Origin of the sequence: Jiangella alkaliphila (genome assembly GCF_900105925.1) — a bacterium.
Lineage (GTDB): Bacteria > Actinomycetota > Actinomycetes > Jiangellales > Jiangellaceae > Jiangella > Jiangella alkaliphila.
The window spans coordinates 6,600,802-6,618,756 of the sequence record NZ_LT629791.1 but is presented as its reverse complement, the minus strand read 5'-3'; the positions used below and the strand labels follow the sequence as shown (position 1 = coordinate 6,618,756).

The 17,955-nt window shown below is 73.6% G+C and carries 16 protein-coding genes and 1 pseudogene; 14 read left to right on the top strand and 3 right to left on the bottom strand.

What is annotated here, in order from left to right; all coding sequences use genetic code 11:
• Window positions 1–57 precede the first annotated feature (57 nt).
• On the bottom strand, window positions 58–912 hold the full coding sequence (locus BLV05_RS30540) for an AraC family transcriptional regulator (RefSeq protein ID WP_157524351.1): 855 nt from the start codon (window positions 910–912) through the stop codon (window positions 58–60).
• Window positions 909–1,676: a GntR family transcriptional regulator gene (locus BLV05_RS30535; protein WP_052762469.1), complete on the bottom strand. Its 768-nt coding sequence runs from the start codon at window positions 1,674–1,676 to the stop codon at window positions 909–911. The genes BLV05_RS30540 and BLV05_RS30535 overlap by 4 nt, the downstream gene beginning before the upstream one ends.
• 179 nt (window positions 1,677–1,855) lie before the next feature.
• Here BLV05_RS30535 and BLV05_RS30530 point away from each other — a divergent pair, with 179 nt between their 5' ends.
• From BLV05_RS30530 to BLV05_RS30495, 9 genes and pseudogenes are all read left to right on the top strand, one after another.
• A complete protein-coding gene (locus tag BLV05_RS30530) occupies window positions 1,856–2,683 on the top strand; it encodes an N-acetylglucosamine kinase (protein ID WP_046768839.1) in 828 nt (275 codons plus the stop codon).
• On the top strand, window positions 2,680–3,891 hold the full coding sequence (locus BLV05_RS30525) for a hypothetical protein (RefSeq protein ID WP_046768840.1): 1,212 nt from the start codon (window positions 2,680–2,682) through the stop codon (window positions 3,889–3,891). Before BLV05_RS30530 ends, BLV05_RS30525 begins: the two co-directional genes overlap by 4 nt.
• Window positions 3,888–4,637, top strand: a complete 750-nt coding sequence (locus BLV05_RS30520; RefSeq protein WP_046768841.1) for a sugar isomerase domain-containing protein — start codon at window positions 3,888–3,890, stop codon at window positions 4,635–4,637. The genes BLV05_RS30525 and BLV05_RS30520 overlap by 4 nt, the downstream gene beginning before the upstream one ends.
• Before the next feature lie 8 nt (window positions 4,638–4,645).
• Window positions 4,646–6,031: a hypothetical protein gene (locus BLV05_RS30515; RefSeq protein ID WP_046768842.1), complete on the top strand. Its 1,386-nt coding sequence runs from the start codon at window positions 4,646–4,648 to the stop codon at window positions 6,029–6,031.
• Between the two features lie 12 nt (window positions 6,032–6,043).
• Window positions 6,044–6,787: a M50 family metallopeptidase gene (locus BLV05_RS30510; protein ID WP_052762470.1), complete on the top strand. Its 744-nt coding sequence runs from the start codon at window positions 6,044–6,046 to the stop codon at window positions 6,785–6,787.
• Between the two features lie 95 nt (window positions 6,788–6,882).
• Window positions 6,883–7,149 (top strand): annotated as a pseudogene (locus BLV05_RS38915) (DUF4279 domain-containing protein); the annotation flags it as partial.
• Window positions 7,150–7,243: 94 nt separating this feature from the next.
• The gene (locus BLV05_RS37970) at window positions 7,244–7,483 is read left to right on the top strand and encodes a hypothetical protein (RefSeq protein WP_231948641.1); all 240 of its coding nucleotides are present in this window, start codon (window positions 7,244–7,246) and stop codon (window positions 7,481–7,483) included.
• Window positions 7,480–8,166, top strand: coding sequence for a hypothetical protein (locus BLV05_RS37965; protein ID WP_046768843.1), 687 nt, complete (start codon window positions 7,480–7,482; stop codon window positions 8,164–8,166). Before BLV05_RS37970 ends, BLV05_RS37965 begins: the two co-directional genes overlap by 4 nt.
• A gap of 27 nt (window positions 8,167–8,193) precedes the next feature.
• Complete coding sequence (locus tag BLV05_RS30495) at window positions 8,194–10,002, top strand: TNT domain-containing protein (RefSeq protein ID WP_052762471.1); 1,809 nt, start codon at window positions 8,194–8,196, stop codon at window positions 10,000–10,002.
• 3 nt (window positions 10,003–10,005) lie between these two features.
• On the opposite strand, the gene BLV05_RS30490 is transcribed toward BLV05_RS30495, so the two are convergent.
• Window positions 10,006–11,145, bottom strand: a complete 1,140-nt coding sequence (locus BLV05_RS30490; RefSeq protein ID WP_046768844.1) for a mandelate racemase/muconate lactonizing enzyme family protein — start codon at window positions 11,143–11,145, stop codon at window positions 10,006–10,008.
• Between the two features lie 189 nt (window positions 11,146–11,334).
• Here BLV05_RS30490 and BLV05_RS30485 point away from each other — a divergent pair, with 189 nt between their 5' ends.
• From BLV05_RS30485 to BLV05_RS30465, 5 genes are read left to right on the top strand one after another with little or no spacing between them, the layout of a single operon-like run.
• Window positions 11,335–12,324 (top strand): LacI family DNA-binding transcriptional regulator, encoded by a 990-nt coding sequence (locus BLV05_RS30485; protein WP_046768845.1) that lies wholly within the window; start codon window positions 11,335–11,337, stop codon window positions 12,322–12,324.
• Between the two features lie 54 nt (window positions 12,325–12,378).
• Window positions 12,379–13,764 (top strand): ABC transporter substrate-binding protein, encoded by a 1,386-nt coding sequence (locus tag BLV05_RS30480; RefSeq protein ID WP_160312744.1) that lies wholly within the window; start codon window positions 12,379–12,381, stop codon window positions 13,762–13,764.
• 17 nt (window positions 13,765–13,781) lie between these two features.
• Window positions 13,782–14,729: a carbohydrate ABC transporter permease gene (locus BLV05_RS30475; RefSeq protein ID WP_046768847.1), complete on the top strand. Its 948-nt coding sequence runs from the start codon at window positions 13,782–13,784 to the stop codon at window positions 14,727–14,729.
• Window positions 14,726–15,595 carry a carbohydrate ABC transporter permease gene (locus BLV05_RS30470; protein WP_046768848.1) on the top strand — a complete coding sequence of 290 codons (870 nt, stop codon included), beginning with the start codon at window positions 14,726–14,728 and terminating at the stop codon, window positions 15,593–15,595. The genes BLV05_RS30475 and BLV05_RS30470 overlap by 4 nt, the downstream gene beginning before the upstream one ends.
• Window positions 15,596–15,645: 50 nt before the next feature.
• Window positions 15,646–17,949 carry a hypothetical protein gene (locus BLV05_RS30465; protein WP_046768849.1) on the top strand — a complete coding sequence of 768 codons (2,304 nt, stop codon included), beginning with the start codon at window positions 15,646–15,648 and terminating at the stop codon, window positions 17,947–17,949.
• Window positions 17,950–17,955 lie beyond the last annotated feature (6 nt).

Below are 17,955 nucleotides of genomic sequence, written 5' to 3'. Positions count from 1 at the left end.
CGATGCTGCCGGTGCGGGCCGGCCGGTTCCATGGCCCGACCCCGCCGATCCTTGCACCTATCCGCGGGCCCGTGTGGGTGGGACGCCGAACCGGCGGCGGAACTGGCGGCTGAACAGGGCGACGTCGGCGTAGCCGAGGGCGCGGGCGATCTCGCCGACGGACATCGTCGTCTCCGACAGCAGGCTGCGGGCCCGGGCCAGCCGCGTCTGCAGGACGAACTCGCGCAGGCTGACGCCCTGCTCGCTGGTGAACAGCCGCGAGAAGCGGTGCGGCGACAGCCCCGCCAGCGCGGCCGCGTCGGTCAGCGACAGCCGCCGGCCCGGGTCGGCGAGGACGTGGTCGACGACCGTCCGGACGCGCGGGTCCAGGCCGGCGACGGCGTGACCGCGCTGGTAGGCGTCCTGCCGGAAGATCTCGGCGAACGCCGACAGCAGCCGGGACCGGATCTCCAGCGTGCTGAGCGGGTGCCGGTCGCGGGACAGCTCGACGATCCGCTGCAGCTGGGCGCCGAGCGGTCCGTGCCGGTCGCCGAGCTGGAGGACGCGCGGCGGCAGCCACTCGTCGCCGACGTCGGCCGGCCGCCCGCCGGCCGGGTCGACGAACGCGACGTGGCAGTAGACGACGGTCAGCCGGACCTGCGGGTCCTGAGTGGCGAAGACGTCGTCGCCGGGCCGGTACGTCAGCAGGGTGCCGGGCCGCAGCGGATGCTCGTCGGCGCCCAGCCGGACCCGGCCGCGGCCGCCGAGCACCAGCCACAGGTCGTGGTCGGTCAGCGCCGGCCGCCACAGCCAGCCCGGCTCGCAGGTGACCCGCCCGCACGGCCCCAGCTCGGGCGGGTGCCGCCGGGTCAGCCGGTCGGTCAGCTCGCGCCAGGCGGCCGGATCGGCGTAGTCCATGCCCGCGCCGCTCACGTGCCGGCCGGACGGCTGACCTGCATCTGGATGGCGTAGCGGTCGCCGCGGTAGAGCGACCGGCCGAACTCGACGACATTGCCCATCGCGTCGAGCGAGACCCGCTCGATGAGGAACGCGGCCTCGTCCTCGGGGACCTCCAGCCGCCTGGCTTCGGCCGGGCGCAGCCGCGCGATGGACACCGTCTGCTCGGCCGACTCCAGGCGCACGCCGAACACCCGGGCCAGCACGGCGTACAGCGACTCGTCGCGGTTCATCACCGTGAGCAGCTGCGCGAACCGCTCGGCCGGGAGGTTGGTCCGCTCCAGCGCCATCGGGACGCCGTCGGCGGTGCGGACGCGCTCGATCGAGTGCACCGGCGTGCCCGGCTCGACGCCGAGCCGGTCGGCGACGTCGCGGGTCGCCGGGCGGGTGCGGGCCCGGTAGTCGCGCGAGCCGGGCGTCATGCCGCGGTCGTGCATGTCCTCGCTGAACGACCGGAAGATCTCCGAGTGCGTCAGGGTCGGCCGCCGCACGAACGTCCCGCGGCCGGACACCCGGCGGACCAGGCCGCGGGCCACGAGGTCGTCGATGGCGCCGCGGACGGTCATGCGGGCCACCCCGAACCGCTCGGCCAGCACCCGCTCGGACGGCAGCAGCGAGCCGTCGCGGGACCGCTGCACCAGCGCGGCCAGCACGTCCTTGATGTGCGCGCCCTTCGCCCGGCCGATGCCGGTGAACACGTCGGGCGCGACACCGTCGGGTTCGTGTCGCGGCCTCGGCACGGTGCGCTCCTTCGCTCGACCAGAGTGGGGACATCCTACGGATTGACTGCGGTCTAGACCGGTATTACGGTCGGGCTCGTGGCCACGCCCGACACGTTCGTCAGCATCGACGGGGGCAAGTCGGCGCTACGGCTGCTCGCTGTCACGGCGAGCGCCGTCAGACGGGGACCGGCCCGGGCATGAGCTACCAGCCGGGCGAGGACGGGGTCGAGCGCATCGCCGCGGCCGTCCGGGCGGCGGCCGCCGGGCTCGAACTGCCGGATCGGGTGGCCGGGGTGATCGCGGGCCTGACGGGGCTGCCCGGCGAGGCCGGACCACGGCGCGAGCTGGCCCTCCGGCTCGGTGAGCTGCTGGGCGGCCCGGCCCTGGTCGCCGAGGACGTCCATCTCGCGCACGCGGGCGCCTTGAGCGGCCCCGGCACCGTGCTGTGCGTCGGCACCGGCACGAACGTCCTGGCCGTGGGCGCCGGCGGCACATACAGCGGCGTCGACGGCTGGGGCCCAGCGCTCGGCGACCGCGGCAGCGGGTACGCGATCGGCCTGGCCGGGCTGCGCGCAGCGACGGCGGCGCTGGACGGCGTCGGCCCGGCCACCGCACTCACCGAGCCGTTCCCGGACGCCGTCGGCGGCACCGACCTGGCCGCGCTGCAGCGGTTCTACCGCGACCCGCACGTGGTCGCGCGGATCGCCGGCTTCGCGCCGGTGGTCGTCGAAGCGGCCGCCCACGACCCCGTCGCGCTGGCGGTCTGCGACGCGGCGGTGGACGACCTCGTCGCGCTGGCCGCGTCCGCCGCGGCCCGGCAGCCGGACGCGGGGCGGCGGGTCTCGTGGTCAGGACGGCTGCTCGACGCCGGCCCGCAGCTCCGGGCGCAGCTGGCCGACCGGCTGCGCGAGCGCGGCCTGGACCTCGTCGAGCCGGCTGGGTCGCCGCTGGACGGCGGCCTGACGCTGCTGCGCGGCGCGGCGCCGTACGAGCGCGTGCTGGAACGTCTGCGGGGCGACGGGTGAGGGTCGGGCACGGGGTACGGGTCCTCGAGGTGGTGCCGGGCGAGCCGATGGGCGGCTACGCGGACCGGTCGCACGGGGTCGGCGGGGTGCTGGACCCGCTGGAGGTCCACGTCGTGACGTTCGCCGCCGGCGGGCACCGGTTCGCGCTGGTCGTGGCCGACCTGATCTGCGTGAACGCCGACATCGCCGGTTCGGTCCGGGCGGCCTTGCGGGAGCTGTCGATCGACTCCTGCTGGGTCGCCGCCACGCACACGCACGCGAGCCCGGAGGCCGGCTGCGTGCCGGGCGGTGCGCCGACCCCGCCGGACGTCGGGCGGCGGCTGCTCGCGGCCGCGGTCGCGGCGGCAGGGGAAGCCGTCGCCGCCGAGCAGGACGCGTCGCTCATCAGCACGCGGACGGACGTCGACGGCCTGGCCGGCCGCCGCACCGCCGGCGACGCGGAGCCGGTCGCCGTCCCGGTCGACGCGCTCGTGGTCACGACCGCGGCGGGCGTCGCCGGCGTCGTCACCGTCACGCCCGTGCACCCGACCGTGCTGCCCGCGGACAACAGCGACGTCAGCGCGGACCTCAACGGCGCGATCCGCCGTGCACTCGCGGCGCCGGGGCGCTGGGTGGTCGCGGCGACCGGCGCCGCGGGCGACATCAGCACCCGGCACACCCGCCGCGGCCACGGCGCCGCGGAACTGGACCGGCTCGCGGCGCTGGTGGCCGGCGGCCTGCGGCTGGAACCGGCCGGCGAGCCCGGCCCGGACGCCGTCCACCCACCCTTGTCCCAGAGGCTCAGCCTGGCGCCGAAGAGCGCCGACGAGGCGAGCGCCGCGACCCGGGCCACGGCCGCCGACGCCGCCGACGCACGCACCCGGCAGGTCTTCGAGCAGGGCCGGCGCATCGCGCGCGACCTCGCCGCCCACCGCCGCGGCGAGCCGTACGACGTCGACGTCCAGGCGGTCCGGCTCGGCGGGGTCACGCTGGTGGCGATCCCGGGCGAGCTGTTCCTGGAGCTCGGCGAGGCGATCCGCGCGGGCGCCGGGCCGGACGTGGTCGTCGTCGGCTACGCCAACGGCTACCTCGGCTACCTGCCCAGCCTGGCCACGCCCCCCACGTACGAGACGCTCGTCAGCCCGGTCCGGCCGGGCAGCGGCGAGCAGGTCGCCGACGCCGCCGCCGAGCTGGCGCGGTCCGCCGCACACGCCGAGGAGAGCACGTGACCGCATCCGAGTACGCCGCCCGCGCCGCCGGGCTGGTCGAGCACGTCGTCGAGACCCAGCTGCCGGCGATCGAGCGGGCCGCGTCGATGGTGGCGGAGTCGATCGCCGCCGGCGGCGTGCTGCAGGCGTTCGGGACCGGCCACTCGCGCATCGTGACGCTCGAGCTGGCCGGCCGCGCGGGTGGGCTGGTGCCCGTCGGCATGCTCGCCGTGAAGGACCTGGTGATGTTCGGCGGCGAGGACCCCGCGGCGATCCTCGACCCCACCTACGAGCGCGAGTCCGGTCTGGCCGAGCGGATCTACGCGCTGGCCCGGCCGCGGCCCGAGGACGTCTTCGTCATCGTGTCGAACTCCGGCCTCAACGCCGCCGTCGTCGAGATGGCCCGGCTCGCGCGCGACCGCGGGCACGGCCTGGTGGCGATCACGTCGCTGGCACACACGCGGTCGGCGGCAGCCCGGAGCACGGACGGGCCGCGGCTGGCCGACCTCGCCGACGTCGTCATCGACAACGGCGCGCCCGAGGGCGACGCCGCCGTCGAGCTGACGCCCGGGGTGCGGATCGGCGCGGTGTCGTCGCTGACCGGGGTGCTGGTGGCGCAGATCCTCACCGAACTGGTCTGCCGGCGGCTGCTCGAACGGGGGGAGCAGCCGCCGGTGTACGTCTCGGCCAACCTCGCGGCGGGCGACGCGCACAACCGTATGATCCTGGAGCGCTACCGCGACCGGGTGCGCCCGATCGAGCCCTAGGAGTACAGATGCAGGACGCCCGGACGGTGCCGGTCGCCGGGGACGGCGCCGGTCTCATCGCCCGGACCGGCTGGCTGCTGTTGCTGGCGATGGTCTGGCTGACGCTGGCCGTCCCGCTGGGGTGGCTGAGCGAGTGGGACCCGGGCGAGATGTGGGACTCCGACACCCGCGGCCTCGCGATCGGCACCGTGGTGCTCGGTGTGCTGCTGGTGGTGCTGACGGCGCGGACGGTGCACCGGCTGCCGGGCAGCACCGCGCGCCGGGAGATCGTCGTCGACGGCGGCGGGCTGCTCGTCACCGAGCACCCGAAGTGGTGGCACCGGGGCGGCTGGGCCCGCATCGGCTGGGACGGCGTCCAGGTCGTCAACGCGCCCGGTCCCGGCGAGCTGCTCGAGCTGTACCTCGACCGCGAGGTGCCCGGCCTGCCCGCGTTCGCCGCGACCGACGTCGCCGTCGAGGCGGACACCGAGATCGACGGCGTCCGGATCCCGGCGCCGCGGCTGCGGCTGGGCGAGCCGGTCTCCCGCGAGGTGGCCGAGGCGGTGGCGGCGTGGCGGCCGGACCTGTTCTACGCCGGCAGCGGCGTGGACCAGTGGTTCACGCCGCCGGAGGCGGCCGGGCCGCGCGCCGTCCCGCTGACGGACGTCGCCGCCCCGCCGGAGGGGGAGGCCGCACCGGCGCCGCCGGACGTTCCCCGTCCGGCCGGGCCGGTCTGGCTGGAGCACGGCGAGTCGTGGCCGCGCGTGCTCGCCGCGATGGTGGTGCAGGTCGCCGTCCTGGTCGGCGGCATCTACCTGATGAACGACCCGTTCGGCCTGCCGACGGCGGCGGCAGCGCTGATCGCGCTGGTGTTGCTGGTGCCGGTGCTGTTCTGCTGCATCACACTGCCGGCCTCGCTGTGGCTGCTGCCCCGGTTCACGGCGGGCGTCGGCATCCTGGTCTCGGCCGACGGGCTGGAGCTGGTCCGTAAGCGGCGCTGGCGGCCGCGGGCGCTCGTCCGCACGAGCGTCAGCTGGGACTGGGTGCAGGTCGCCGTCACGCGGCGCGCGTTCGACCTCGCCACCCCGGCTCGCGGCCGCCGGGTGGTGGACGTCTACCTCCACGAGAACGCGCGGCTGCCGGTCCCGGTCCCGGGGGTGGGCGCCGACGTCACGGCGTCGAGGCACGAGGGGCCGGACGCCATCGGCACCGGGCGGCTGGTCCGCTACCCGGCGATCCGGCTGCGCCTGAGCTACCGGCACGACCTGGAGGCGCGCGGCCGGGAGCGGTGGAGCGCCGCGGTCGCCGGCGGGCGGTCGCCGGTCCGGCTGCCGTCGCACCAGCTTCGGCCGGCGCTGCTGGCCTTCCGGCCGGACCTCTGCCACGGCTTCGACGACCTGTGGCGGGCGGGTTAGGGTCGGGCGGTGATGGCGGAGTCGAGCGGCGGGGTCACCGACGGAGTGCGCGACTGGTTCGCCGACGTGCGGGTCGACGAGACGCTGGCGACGATGCCGTCGTCCGTCGTGCTGGGGTTCGCGCTGGCCGGCGTGGTGCTGGCGGTGTACGGGCCGGCCTGGCGGCTGGCCGGGTACCCGGTGACGCTGGTGCACGAGCTGGGCCACGTCGTCGCCGCGTTGACGGCCGGGTTCCGGCTGCGCGGGGTGACGGTGCGCGGCGACCTGTCCGGCGCGACGAACTTCTGGTCACACAGCACGCCCGGCACGTTGTGGACGATGTGGTGGGGCTACCCGGCGCCGGCCGTCCTCGGATGGGGGCTGGTGTGGGCGGCCACGCAGGGCTGGGCCCGGCTGGCGCTCGGCGTCCTGGTGGTCTGCCTCGCGCTGGTGTTCCTGCTGTCCCGCAGCTGGCTGACGGTGGCCGTCGTGCTCACGACGGGGGTCGCGTTCGGACTGGTCGGCTGGTACGGGTCCGAGTGGCTGTGCACGGTGGTCGTGTACGCGTTCGCCTGGCTGCTGACGGTCGGCGCGGTGCGCGGGCTGTGGGCCGTCGTCCGGACACACACCACCGGCCGCGGCGTCCAGCAGTCCGACGCCTACCTCATGGGCCGCCGGTCGGCCGTCCCCGGCGGCGTCTGGCTGCTGACGTTCGTCCTGGTCATCGGCGCGTGCGTCTGGTTCAACGTCGCCTCCGTCGTCACGGCGCTCGACTAGCGTCCCAAGGTGCCGCGGGTGCCGCACGACAGTCACCGTGCGGCCACCTTTGCAATGAGCACCTCTACGCACCACCCACCTGCCGGTGCGTATAGGTGCTCATTGCAAACGGCCGGGTCGCCGTTGCCAAGGCCGACCTGTCTCCACCTGGACGCCGTTCGCTACGGCCGAGCCTAGGAGGCGCACCCCTGCCATCTAAGCTGTCGCGGGTGCGTGTCCTCCAATACGCCTACTTCGCCGTGGCCTCGACGCGCCTGCCGGCGACGGAGATCACGGCTCGGCTGGGGGTCGAGCCGGACGACGTGCTGGTCCGCGGCAGCCGGCTGGCCGAGCCGCCCCGGCCGGCCGCCCACAAGTGGCGCGTCGTCTGCCGCGAGCCCGGTCTGACGGTGGACGCGCAGCTCGGCCGGGTCGTGGACCCGGCTGGAGGAGCACGCCGGACGCATCGGCGCGCTCGTGGCCGAGCTGCAGGAGCTCGACGACTGGCCGTCGGTCAGCACGCTGCAGGTCGTCCGGATCTTCGACCATCCCGACGGCGAGGAGGAAGCGGTGCCGCCATCGGTCGACGGCCTGACGAAGCTCGCCGGGCAGCACCAGTTGCTGGGCTGGCACCTCGACGCGCGGACGCTGGACTTCCTCCGCACGACGCGCGCGGAACTGGACGTCGACGAGTATGCCGAAGCGGAGCGTGGATGAGCGACGGAGGGCTGGTCGCCCTGCTGCTGGTCGGCGCGGCGTTCGTGATCGCGCTGGCGGTCCTGGTCCCGATCAGGGTGCGCAAGCGGCAGAGGCTGGAAGGCACCGCCGCGGTGCTGGCCGACTTCGCCGCGCGCAACGGGATGCGGTTCGGCCGCTCCGAACCGAACCTGCCGGCCCGGGCGCCCAGCATCAACGACCTCGTCGGCGACCGCATCGTCCTCGTGGACTTCCACCTCGACGGAACGCTGCGCGACATGCCGTTCCAGGCGTTCCAGGTGCGGCGTCCGCCACCTCGCCGGGTCTGGAGCACGCTGAGCGTCTCGACCCGCACCCCCGAGTACACGGTGGTGCTGGTGCCCCGCCCGGCGCCCGGACCGGAGCTGCGGCTGGCGCCGCAACGGCTCTCGTGGGCCACCGTGCTCCGCACGGATACCGAGGTGGGCGACCCGGCGTTCGACGCCGCCTTCCACGTCAGCACCGACGCGCCCGACTTCGCCCGGCAGGTGCTGCGCCCGCCGCTGACGACCTGGCTGGCCGCCGACGTTCGTGCGGCCGCCGCGATCATCGTGTTCGAGCCGGCCGAGCTGATGGCCGTCGTGCCGGGACCGCTCACGCCCGATAGCGCGATGTCGCTCGCGGACCTGATGACCGACCTCCGGCACCGCGTGCCGTGGACGTGACGAAACGAACCAGGAGAGCAGCAGACCATGTCCGACCCGAGCTCCATGGACGCCCGGCAGCAACGGTACGACGAGCTGCTGCAGCGGATCGGCGGCACCCTGCTCGACGTCGCGCCGCCGGGGTGGCGGCGGCTGGACCTGATCGCGACCATCGACGACGGCATGCAGGACGTCGGCCTCACCGTGATCATGTCCGACTTCTCCGACGGGCTCGTGCCACCGCCGGAGCGGCTCGCCACCGACTTCGCCGAGTTGCGCGGGGTGATGCGCGACGAGCAGCGCGGCGTGTGGCGATCGGCCCGCTACACGGTCGACCCGCTGAGCGCGTTCCAGGTCTTCTACGCCTACGACCCGCCGGCCCCGGACGGATCCGGGCGCACCGGCATCGAGGAGCAGCGCGTCCTGCACCGCGCGATCGCCGACCTGCTGGTGGCGGGCGCGCCGGCCGATCGCGACCAGATCCGGCTGATGTACAACGCCGTCGGCGGCCACGAGGAGGTGGTCGGGCACGTTCTCGGCATCGACGGGCAGCTGCGCGAGTGGACGCCGCCGGGCGAGGTGGCGCCGTACTACCGGCGGCTGCGCGCCGGGATGTACACCGACGGCGTCGGCACGTGGACGTCGGCCAGCACCGTCGTCGAGTACCCGATCAGGCTCTCGATCGACTACCGGAACGAGGCGCGCTGGCACCAGGCGCCGTCGCGCTGGGACGTGCTCGACGAGCTGGAGCGGTACCCGCGAGCGGCCGAGCACGTCCCCGACTGGATGACGACGGCGCTGCCGAACGCGCGGCAGGCGGCCGAGGTGGCCGGCCGGTTCCGTCGCGCCCGCATCTTCGACCGCCGCGACGAGACCGGTCGGCCGGTGGTCGAGCGGCCGCCCGTGCCCGACGCCGAACGGCAGCGGCTGCTGGACTACCTGAACACCGCGCCGGTGATCGTGAGCGGCCGCGGCTTCGAGCCCGACCTGTTCGACCCCGACGGCGGTCAGGACACCCCGTCCGCCCATCACACGGACGGCGTGTGGATGTGGACCGCGTCGGTCCCGCACTACCTCGCCAAGCACGGCGTCGCGCCCGAGCCCGACCTCGTCGAGCACGTCCGCCGCAACGGCTTCGCGCTGCCGGAGGTCGGCCGGGAGGCCAGGGACGCCGCCTACCTCGCGCTCACCGGCGAGCTCCCGGCGCCGGTCCCGGGGCCGCCACCGCCGCCGTCGCTGCCCGACCGCGACCGCCGGGTCCTCGCGATCATCGAACGGCAGCTGAGCGAGGCAGGCGTGCTGCCCGCCGTCTACCGGCTGCTCGACTCCGCCGAGGGCGCGACGTGTCTCGAGCGGGTCGGCGACGAGTGGCAGGTCGCCGGCTACGAGCGCGGCAAGCCACGTGGCCCGCAGCGGTTCGCCCAGCTGTGGGACGCGGGCGCGTTCCTGCTCGGCAGCCTGACGATCAGCCCGTTCGGCCTGCGCGGCGGGACCAGGGACCGCAACACCGCGGCGGCGCTGAACGACTGGCCGGTCCAGCCGCTGCCCGGCGAGCCGCCGCTGACCCTCCTCGCCGAGAAGCGCATCGCGGTGCTGATGCCGGGGCGCGAGCTGGTCCGCTACGGCGCGCCCGCCGGCAACCTGACCTTCGCGGCCGGCACTGAGTTCGCCGCCATGTCGCTGCGGCCGGAGCGGGAACAGCAGGGCCCGCGGCGCTACCGCGTGGAACGCGAACTGCGCGTCCTCGCCGGCCAGACCGTTTCCTGGCACGACCAGCCCGGCGGCGGCCCCGCCTACCTGCTGCCCAAGGCCGTCGCCGACCACGTGGCGGACGGCAGCCTCACCGCCCTCGACTAGCCGTCACCAGTTGGTGTAGGCGCCGTCGGGGGTGCGCAGGTGGGGGCGCTCGGCCGGGGTGGCGCGCAGCTTCCGGGCGGCCTCGCGGTCGATGTCGACGCCGAGGCCGGGGAGTTCGCTGCGCTCGACCCAGCCGGGCCGCACGGTCGGGCGGACGGTGAACAGCGCGGCCGTGGCCGGCTCGGGCGCGACCTGGTGCTCCTGGACGCCGACGTTCGGGCAGGCGAGGTTGAGGTGCAGCGACGCCGCCGCGGTGACGGGGCCGAGCGGGTTGTGGGTGGCCAGCTTGACGTAGTGGGTCTCGGCCAGTGCGGCGATCTTCTTCGCCTCGGTCAGCCCGGCCGCCACCGCGACGTCGACCCGGGCGTAGTCGATGAGGTCGCGCTCGATCAGCCGCTGGAACTCCCACTTCGAGCCGTACACCTCGCCGGTGGCCAGCGGCACGCCGGTGCGCAGCCGCAGCATCTCGTAGCTGTCCAGCGACTCCGCCCGCAGCGGGTCCTCGACGAAGTAGGGGCGGGCCGCCTCGATCTCGCGGCACAGCGTGACGGCCTCGGGCGGGTCCAGCCGGGTGTGCACGTCGAGGATCAGCTCGATCTCGTCGCCCAGCGCCTCGCGCGCGGCGTGCATCATCGCGATCGACGCGCGCATGGCGGCGCGCTGGTCCAGGACGCCGTCGTCGTGCGGCGTGGCGAAGCGCAGGTGCCGCCAGCCGTCGTCGACCAGCTGGCGGCACCGGTCGAGGAAGGCCGGCAGCTCGCGGTACTGGTCGCCGACGTGGACGTAGCAGGGGACGGCGTCGCGGACCTGGCCGCCGAGCAGCTCGTACACGGGCACGCCGAGCGCCTTGCCGCGGATGTCCCACAGCGCGACGTCGATGGCGGCGATGGCGGCGGAGAGGAACCGGTCGGACGGAAAGAAGCCGCGCCGGAACATCACCTGCCACAGGTGCTCGATGCGGGTGGGGTCCTCGCCGACGATCAGCTCGGCCAGCGCCTCGATGCCGCCGGCGACCGCGCGCTGCCGGGTCCGGATGCCGACCTCGCCCAGGCCGTGGATGCCCTCGTCGGTGTCGACCACGACCAGCATCATGCTGTCGCCGTGGTCGGGCAGGGTGAGCACTTCGCACCCGGTGATCTTCATGGGCTGCGGCGTCCCTTCGCTTCGTATGAAAACGATCCCGCAAATCACTCATCGCGGCGATCAGAACCGTAGCGTATGTCGGAGTTCCCAGGGAAGGCATCACTGGGAAGACACCTCTTGACATACTTCAGAAACGTTTGCAATGCTGCCGCAGCGCCACCGTCCACCCCACCGTCGAGGAGGAGCCACATGGCCGTCACGATCGGCGCGGTCGCCAAGGCCGCCGGCGTCTCCGTCTCGACGGTGTCCCGCGCGCTGAACACGCCCGACCTCGTCAACGCCGTCACCCGCGAACGGGTCGTGGCGGCGGCCGACCGGCTGGGCTACTCGCCCAACCCGGCGGCGCGGTCGCTGCGCGACGGCCGCACCGAGACGCTCGGGCTGCTGATCCCCGACATCACCAACCCGTTCTTCCCGCCGATCTTCAAGGCGATGCAGGAGCGGGCCCGGCGGCAGGGCTACACCCTGCTGGTCGCCGACAGCGACGAGCGCGAGGCGGACGAGCTGGAGACCATCGCGGCGGTGTCGAAGAAGGTCGACGGCCTGGTGCTGTGGGCGTCGATGCTGACGGAGGACCGGCTCGCCGAGCTGGCCGGACGGACGCCCGTCGTGCTGGTCAACCGGCAGGTCCCGGAGGTCTGCGAGGTGCACGTCTCGCTCACTGATGGCATCGCCCAGGCGGCCGAGCACCTCAAGGCGTACGGCCACCAGGTGTGCGTCTTCGTCGACGGCAACGGCAACCGGCCGGACCAGTCGCGGTCGAAGTCGATCCGCGAGGCGTTCGACGCGCACGGCCTGTCGCTGATCGAGATCGGCCCGTACGAGCCCCGGTTCGAGACCGGCGTGCACGCCGCGCCGCTGGTCCTCGCCCACGGGGCGACCGCCGTGCTGGCGCACAACGACCTCGTCGCGATGGGCGTGCTGCACCAGCTGGCGGCGCTCGGCGCCTCGGTGCCGGGCGACATCAGCGTGGTCGGCATCGACGACACGCTGCTGGCGTCGGTGTCCACGCCGTCGCTGACCACCATCCGCATCGACCCGGACGAGGTCGCCAGCCTCGCGATCGACCTGCTGATCGGACTGGTGCACGAGCGCCCGCCCGCCGCGCAGGTGGTCCAGGTCGGGTCGCGGCTCATTCCCCGCGGCACCACGGGACCCGCTCGGCGCGAGCCCCGATAACCCGGTTCCGTTTCTCCAGGTACGAGGAAGTTCTTGGGAGCTCACATGACATCCATGGCCAGACCACGCCCATTTCGCCTCGGCGTGCTGCTGCTGAGCGGCATCGCTGTGCTCGCCGCCTGCGGCGGTGACGACAACGCCGGCGGGAGCGGCGGGGACGACGGCGGCACCGTCACCATCCGCGTCCAGGGCCTGCCGCCGGGCACCGACCAGGCCGGGCAGGACCAGTTCAACGCGAAGATCGCCGAGTTCGAGGAGCAGAACCCGGACATCCAGATCGAGGCGTCCACCAACGAGTTCGACCCGCAGACGTTCTCCGCGCTGCTGGCCGGCGGCGGCGTCGAGGACGTCATCCGGGTGCCGCTGACCGAGCCGCAGGGCCTGATCCAGCGTGGTCAGGTGCAGCCGATCACCGGGTACCTGGACGAGTGGGAGCACGCCGACGAGATCAACCCGCAGGTGCTGGAGCCCATCTCCGACGCCGACGGCGAGGTCTACGGCATCCCGCGCTCGCCGTTCGCGCTGGGCCTGGTCTACAACCGGGCGCTGTTCGAGCAGGCCGGCCTCGACCCGGACGCCCCGCCGGCAACCTGGGAGGACGTCCGCACGGCCGCGCAGGCGATCAGCGCGGCGACCGACGCGGCCGGGTTCGTGCACGAGTCGAAGGACGGCACCGGCGGCTGGCAGCTGACGATGATGGCCTACGCGCACGGCGGCGAGCTGGAGCGGGCCGACGGCGAGACTTACGTCGCGGACTTCCAGAACGCCGCGGTACGCGACTCGCTCGAGCTGCTCGGGCAGATGCGCTGGACCGACCAGTCGATGGGCGAGACGCAGCTGCTCAACCAGGACGACGTCATCCGCCAGTTCGCGGCCGGCCAGGTCGGCATGTTCATGGGCACGCCGGGCACCTACCGGGTGGCCAAGCAGAACTTCGGCATGGAGGACACCGCGAGCTACGGCGTCACGTCGATGCCGCAGGCCGGCGGCAACGCCACCATGAGCGGCGGCGAGATCTTCATGGTCCCGGCGTCGGTGCCGGAGGACCGCGCCGCGGCGGCGGTGAAGTGGATGGTGTTCTACTACGCCGAGCCGCAGTACGACCCCGAGACCGCGGCCACCGAGGCCGAGGCGCTCTCGCAGGACCCGGCCGCCGCGGTCGGCGTCCCGGTGCTGCCGATGTTCGACGACGCCCAGCAGCAGCTGATCAACGACGCGATCGCGCCGTTCGTCAACGTCGAGCTGGAGAACTTCCAGCCGTACCTGGCCGGCACGCCGGAGCTGGAGCTCAAGCCCGAGCCGCCGCTCAACGCGCAGGCGCTCTACCAGGTGCTCGACCCCGTCGTGCAGGCCGTGCTGACCGACCCCGACGCCGACGTCGACGCGCTGCTGGCGTCGGCCGAGGACGAGGCCAACCGCCAGCTCGCGGCCGCGCAGTAATCCGGAGGTTCTTTCCAGTGACGACGGCGACGGTCACCCGTCCCACCGAGGAGCAGGCGGCCCAGCAGGGCCGGGCCGCCCGCTCCCGCCGGTGGCGGGCCGGCGGGCGCAGGGAGCTCATCGGGCTGCTGTTCCTGCTCCCCGCGATCCTGATCTTCGGCATGTTCGCGTGGTGGCCGATCGTCCGCGGGCTGATCATCAGCTTCCAGCGGACCGACCTGATGGGCACCAGCGAGTGGGTCGGCCTGGCGAACTTCGAGGCGCTGTTCGCCGACCCGCTGCTCGGCACCGCGGTGATGAACACGCTGCTGTTCGTCGGGCTGGGCGTGCTGATCGGGTTCCCGGCGCCGCTGATCCTCGCGTCGGTGCTGTCGACGGTGCGCCGCTACGGCGGGGTGTACCGGTTCCTCGTCTACCTGCCGGTGGTGATCCCGCCGGTGGTGTCCGTCCTGCTGTGGAAGTGGTTCTACGACCCCGGCGCCGGGCTGTTCAACGAGCTGCTCGGCACGGTCGGGCTGGGACCGTACCCGTGGCTGGAGTCGCCGGACACCGCGATGCTCAGCCTCGTCCTCGAGTCGACCTGGGCCGGCATGGGCGGCACCGTCCTCATCTACCTGGCCGCGATGGTCGGCATCCCGCAGGAGCTGTACGAGGCGGCCGAGATCGACGGCGCGAACCTGTGGCAGCGCATCTGGCACGTCATGCTGCCGCAGCTGCGCACCGTGATCGCGCTGCTGCTGCTCTGGCAGCTGATCAACACCGTGCAGGTGTTCACCGAGCCGTACGTGTTCACCGGCGGCGGGCCGCAGAACGCCACCACGACCGTCCTCCTGCTGATCTTCCGGTACGGGTTCCAGCAGGGCAACTACGGCCAGGCCGCGGCGCTGGCCTTCCTGCTCGCGCTGTCGCTGGCCGTGCTGTCGGCGGTCTACCTGCGGGCCACCCGGAGCTGGAGCAAGTCATGAGCGGATTCGTCTCCGAGACCAGCCGGCGCCGGCCGGGCACCCGCGGCGCGCTGTTCACCGTCCACAGCCTGACCCTGGTCGCGCTGGTGCTGATCGGCCTCGGGCCGCTGTTCTGGGCGGTCAAGGGCGCGATCTCGTCGCCGACGGAGCTGGTGACGAACCCGCTCGCGCTGTGGCCGGTCGACGCGCGGTGGGGCAACTTCTCGCTGGCGTGGGACGACCTGCAGGTCGGCCGGTACGTGCTGAACAGCTTCTGGATCGTGCTCGGCTCGTGGGCGGTGCAGCTGTTCGTCGCCGCCACCGCCGGGTTCGCGCTGTCGGTGCTGCGGCCGCGGATCGGGCCGTACGTCTACGGCGCGATCCTGGCGACGATGTTCGTGCCGTACACGGTCTCGATGGTCAGCCTGTTCCTGACGATCATCGACCTGCCGTTCCTGGGCATCAACATCGCCAACACGTACTGGGCGATCTGGCTGCCGGCCGGCGCCAACGCGTTCAACGTGCTGCTGGCGAAGGGGTTCTTCGACGCGCTGCCGCGCGAGCTGTTCGACGCGGCGAAGGTCGACGGCGCCGGCACCTGGCGGCTGCTGTGGAGCATCGTGCTGCCGATGAGCCGGCCGATCCTCGCCGTCATCAGCCTGCTCGCGGTCATGCACGCGTGGAAGGACTTCATCTGGCCGCTGGTCGCGATCGCCGACCCGCAGAAGCAGCCGATCGCCGTCGCGCTGACGGTGCTGGCCGGCCAGGCACCGCAGGACCAGCTGATCGCCGCGATGGTGCTCGCGCTGGTCCCGCCGGTGGTCGTCTTCCTGATCTTCCAGCGCCACATCGTCGCCGGTCTCGGCTTCACGGGGGTCAAGGGCTGAGCCTTTTGCATCGATACGTCCGCACTTCGACGAAGAAGAAGGGACGCACCATGCCCGAACTGTCCAGACGAACGTTCGTCCGCGGCTCGCTCGCGGCCGGCGGCACCGGCCTGCTGTCCACAGCGCTGCCGGGCACCGCGCACGCCGCGGAGCTGACCGTCACCGACCCGGCCGGGACCGTCACGCTGGCCGCCGACACCGCGTCCGGCGCGATCCGGGTGCTCGACGCCGGCGGCGTCCACCGGCTGACGCTGACCGAGTTCTGGTACGCGAACGGCATCCGCACCCGCGGCGCGTCGTCGGTGACCAAGATCGGCCCCACCGAGCTGCACGTCGAGTACGTCACCCAGCACTCGGACGTCAGCGTGACTGCCGTGGTCGTCGCCGGACTGCGCAAGGCGCGGGTCCGCTGGCAGGTCGCGGGCCCGGCCGCCGTCCCCGCGCAGTTCCTCATCGGCCAGGCCGTGGTGAACGGGACCGTGCGGTACGACCCGCTGGCGCTCTGGAACCGCGACGCCGGCGGCGGGATCCCGTACGAGACCAGGCACGGCGCCTGCTATGCGATGACGTACGCCGACAGCCGGCTGCTGCTGCGGGTCCGGGAGAGCACGCCGGCGTTCGGCGGCGGGGTCACCGCGGTGCACGCCCCGGGTGTCGTCGACCCCGACGGCGGCTACGTCACCGAGGCGGTGCTGGTGCCCGGCTTGATGCGGCCGCACTCCGCCGGCGTCATCGCCCGCGACGTCGTCACGCCGCTGGGCGTCGACCTGTGGGCCGACCAGCCGTTCCACGTCTGGAACACCGGCGGCGCGAAGACGGTGAACGCGCAGGTGGTGAACCAGGACGCGACGGAGCGGGAGGTGCTGGTCACCTGGAAGGCCCGGACCTGGGACGGGGCGGAGCAGAGCGGCACGAGAGGCCCGGCGACGGTCGCCGCGCGGTCGATCTGGAACACGTCCTTCCCGGTCACGTTGGGCGGCCGGGACATCGCGTTCGTCGAGGCGGTGGTCACCGACGTGGCGGCCCCGGCCGTCACGGCCTTCTCGCGCACGAACCTCGCCGTGCTGTCGTCGTACAGCTACCAGGCGGGCGAGGCCAGCATGTTCGGGCTGGCCAACTACCCGTACCTGCTCACCGGGCCGACGGCCGACCAGGTCGCGGCGCTGATGAAGCTGATCGGGATGAAGTGGGTGCGCACCGCCTACGAAGGCGCGCTTGGCATCCCGCCCGGCGACCTCGACGGCCACCAGCTGCTGCACAACGTCCAGCTCGGCGACTTCGAGGACGGCACACCCGCGGACCCGGAGGCCTGGGCCCAGGACATGGTCGATCTGTGCGTCGCCGCCGGCGCGCGGTACTACGAGTGCGGCAACGAGCTGAACCTCACCGCGCCGGCGGTGACGCCTGCGGCCTACGTCACCGGCGTGCTGGGCCCGCTGCGCGACGTCATGGCGAACCGGCCCGACGCCACCTTCAAGGTGATGACCTGCGGGCTCGCCGGCCTCGACTCGGTCTGGCTGGACGGGTTCGGCGCGGCCGGCGGGTGGCCGGAGGTGGACGTCCTCGCGTACCACCCCGGCCGGGGCAACTTCGTCGCCGACTACGACCCGCCGGAGCCGTGGCTGGAGCCCGACGGCCGGCGCAAGCCGGTGTTCTGGAACTTCATCGGCTCGCTGCGCAAGGCCGACGCGGCCCGGGCGGCCGACGGCGGCAAGGAGCTGTGGCTGACCGAGGCATACGCGTCGACGCAGCCGAACCGCTGGCAGAGCGACACCTATCGACACGCCGCCGAGAACGTGCTGCTGCAGCTGATGTTCGCGCGCGTGCACGGGGTCCGCTGCGTCACCTGGTACACGCTCGACGACGGCATCGAGCAGCAGCCGCGGGAGGCCGAGCCCGGCGACATCGAGTACCACTTCGGCCTGCTGGGCCGCGACCGCGGGCCGAAGCCGTCGCTGCTGGCCTTCGCCACCGCGGCCCGCTTCCTCGACCAGGCCGAGTACCTCGGGCGGGTCACGTTCTCCGACCCCGCGGTCAAGGGGCTGCTGTTCGACACGCCCACCGGCCGGTTCTCGGTGCTGTGGACCCGGCACGACGGCTACATCCTCAACGCCGGCCACGACGAGGGCGCCTACTACCCGCACCCCGAGCCGTGGCTGGACCCGTGGCCGGCCAAGACCTCGGTCTCGCTGCCCACCCCGGCGGCGACGACCACCGTCCGCGAGCTGAACGCCATCGGCCAGGAGACGCTGCGCACCGCCGCCGGGGGCCGGGTGAGCGTCACCCTCGACGGCGCGCCGCGCATCTTCGTCGGCCTCGACCTCACGACCACCGACACCTACCCGGTCAACTGAAGGGAC

What these genes read in the sequence shown, in the direction of transcription:
- BLV05_RS30515 (WP_046768842.1), top strand. Translation starts at nt 4,646, where the DNA reads ATGCAGGACGCCCGGACGGTGCCGGTCGCCGGGGACGGCGCCGGTCTC.
- BLV05_RS30510 (WP_052762470.1), top strand. Translation starts at nt 6,044, where the DNA reads ATGGCGGAGTCGAGCGGCGGGGTCACCGACGGAGTGCGCGACTGGTTC.
- BLV05_RS30465 (WP_046768849.1), top strand. Translation starts at nt 15,646, where the DNA reads ATGCCCGAACTGTCCAGACGAACGTTCGTCCGCGGCTCGCTCGCGGCC.
- BLV05_RS37965 (WP_046768843.1), top strand. Translation starts at nt 7,480, where the DNA reads ATGAGCGACGGAGGGCTGGTCGCCCTGCTGCTGGTCGGCGCGGCGTTC.
- BLV05_RS30490 (WP_046768844.1), bottom strand. Translation starts at nt 11,145, where the DNA reads ATGAAGATCACCGGGTGCGAAGTGCTCACCCTGCCCGACCACGGCGAC.
- BLV05_RS30530 (WP_046768839.1), top strand. Translation starts at nt 1,856, where the DNA reads ATGAGCTACCAGCCGGGCGAGGACGGGGTCGAGCGCATCGCCGCGGCC.
- BLV05_RS30495 (WP_052762471.1), top strand. Translation starts at nt 8,194, where the DNA reads ATGTCCGACCCGAGCTCCATGGACGCCCGGCAGCAACGGTACGACGAG.
- BLV05_RS30470 (WP_046768848.1), top strand. Translation starts at nt 14,726, where the DNA reads ATGAGCGGATTCGTCTCCGAGACCAGCCGGCGCCGGCCGGGCACCCGC.
- BLV05_RS30485 (WP_046768845.1), top strand. Translation starts at nt 11,335, where the DNA reads ATGGCCGTCACGATCGGCGCGGTCGCCAAGGCCGCCGGCGTCTCCGTC.
- BLV05_RS30480 (WP_160312744.1), top strand. Translation starts at nt 12,379, where the DNA reads ATGGCCAGACCACGCCCATTTCGCCTCGGCGTGCTGCTGCTGAGCGGC.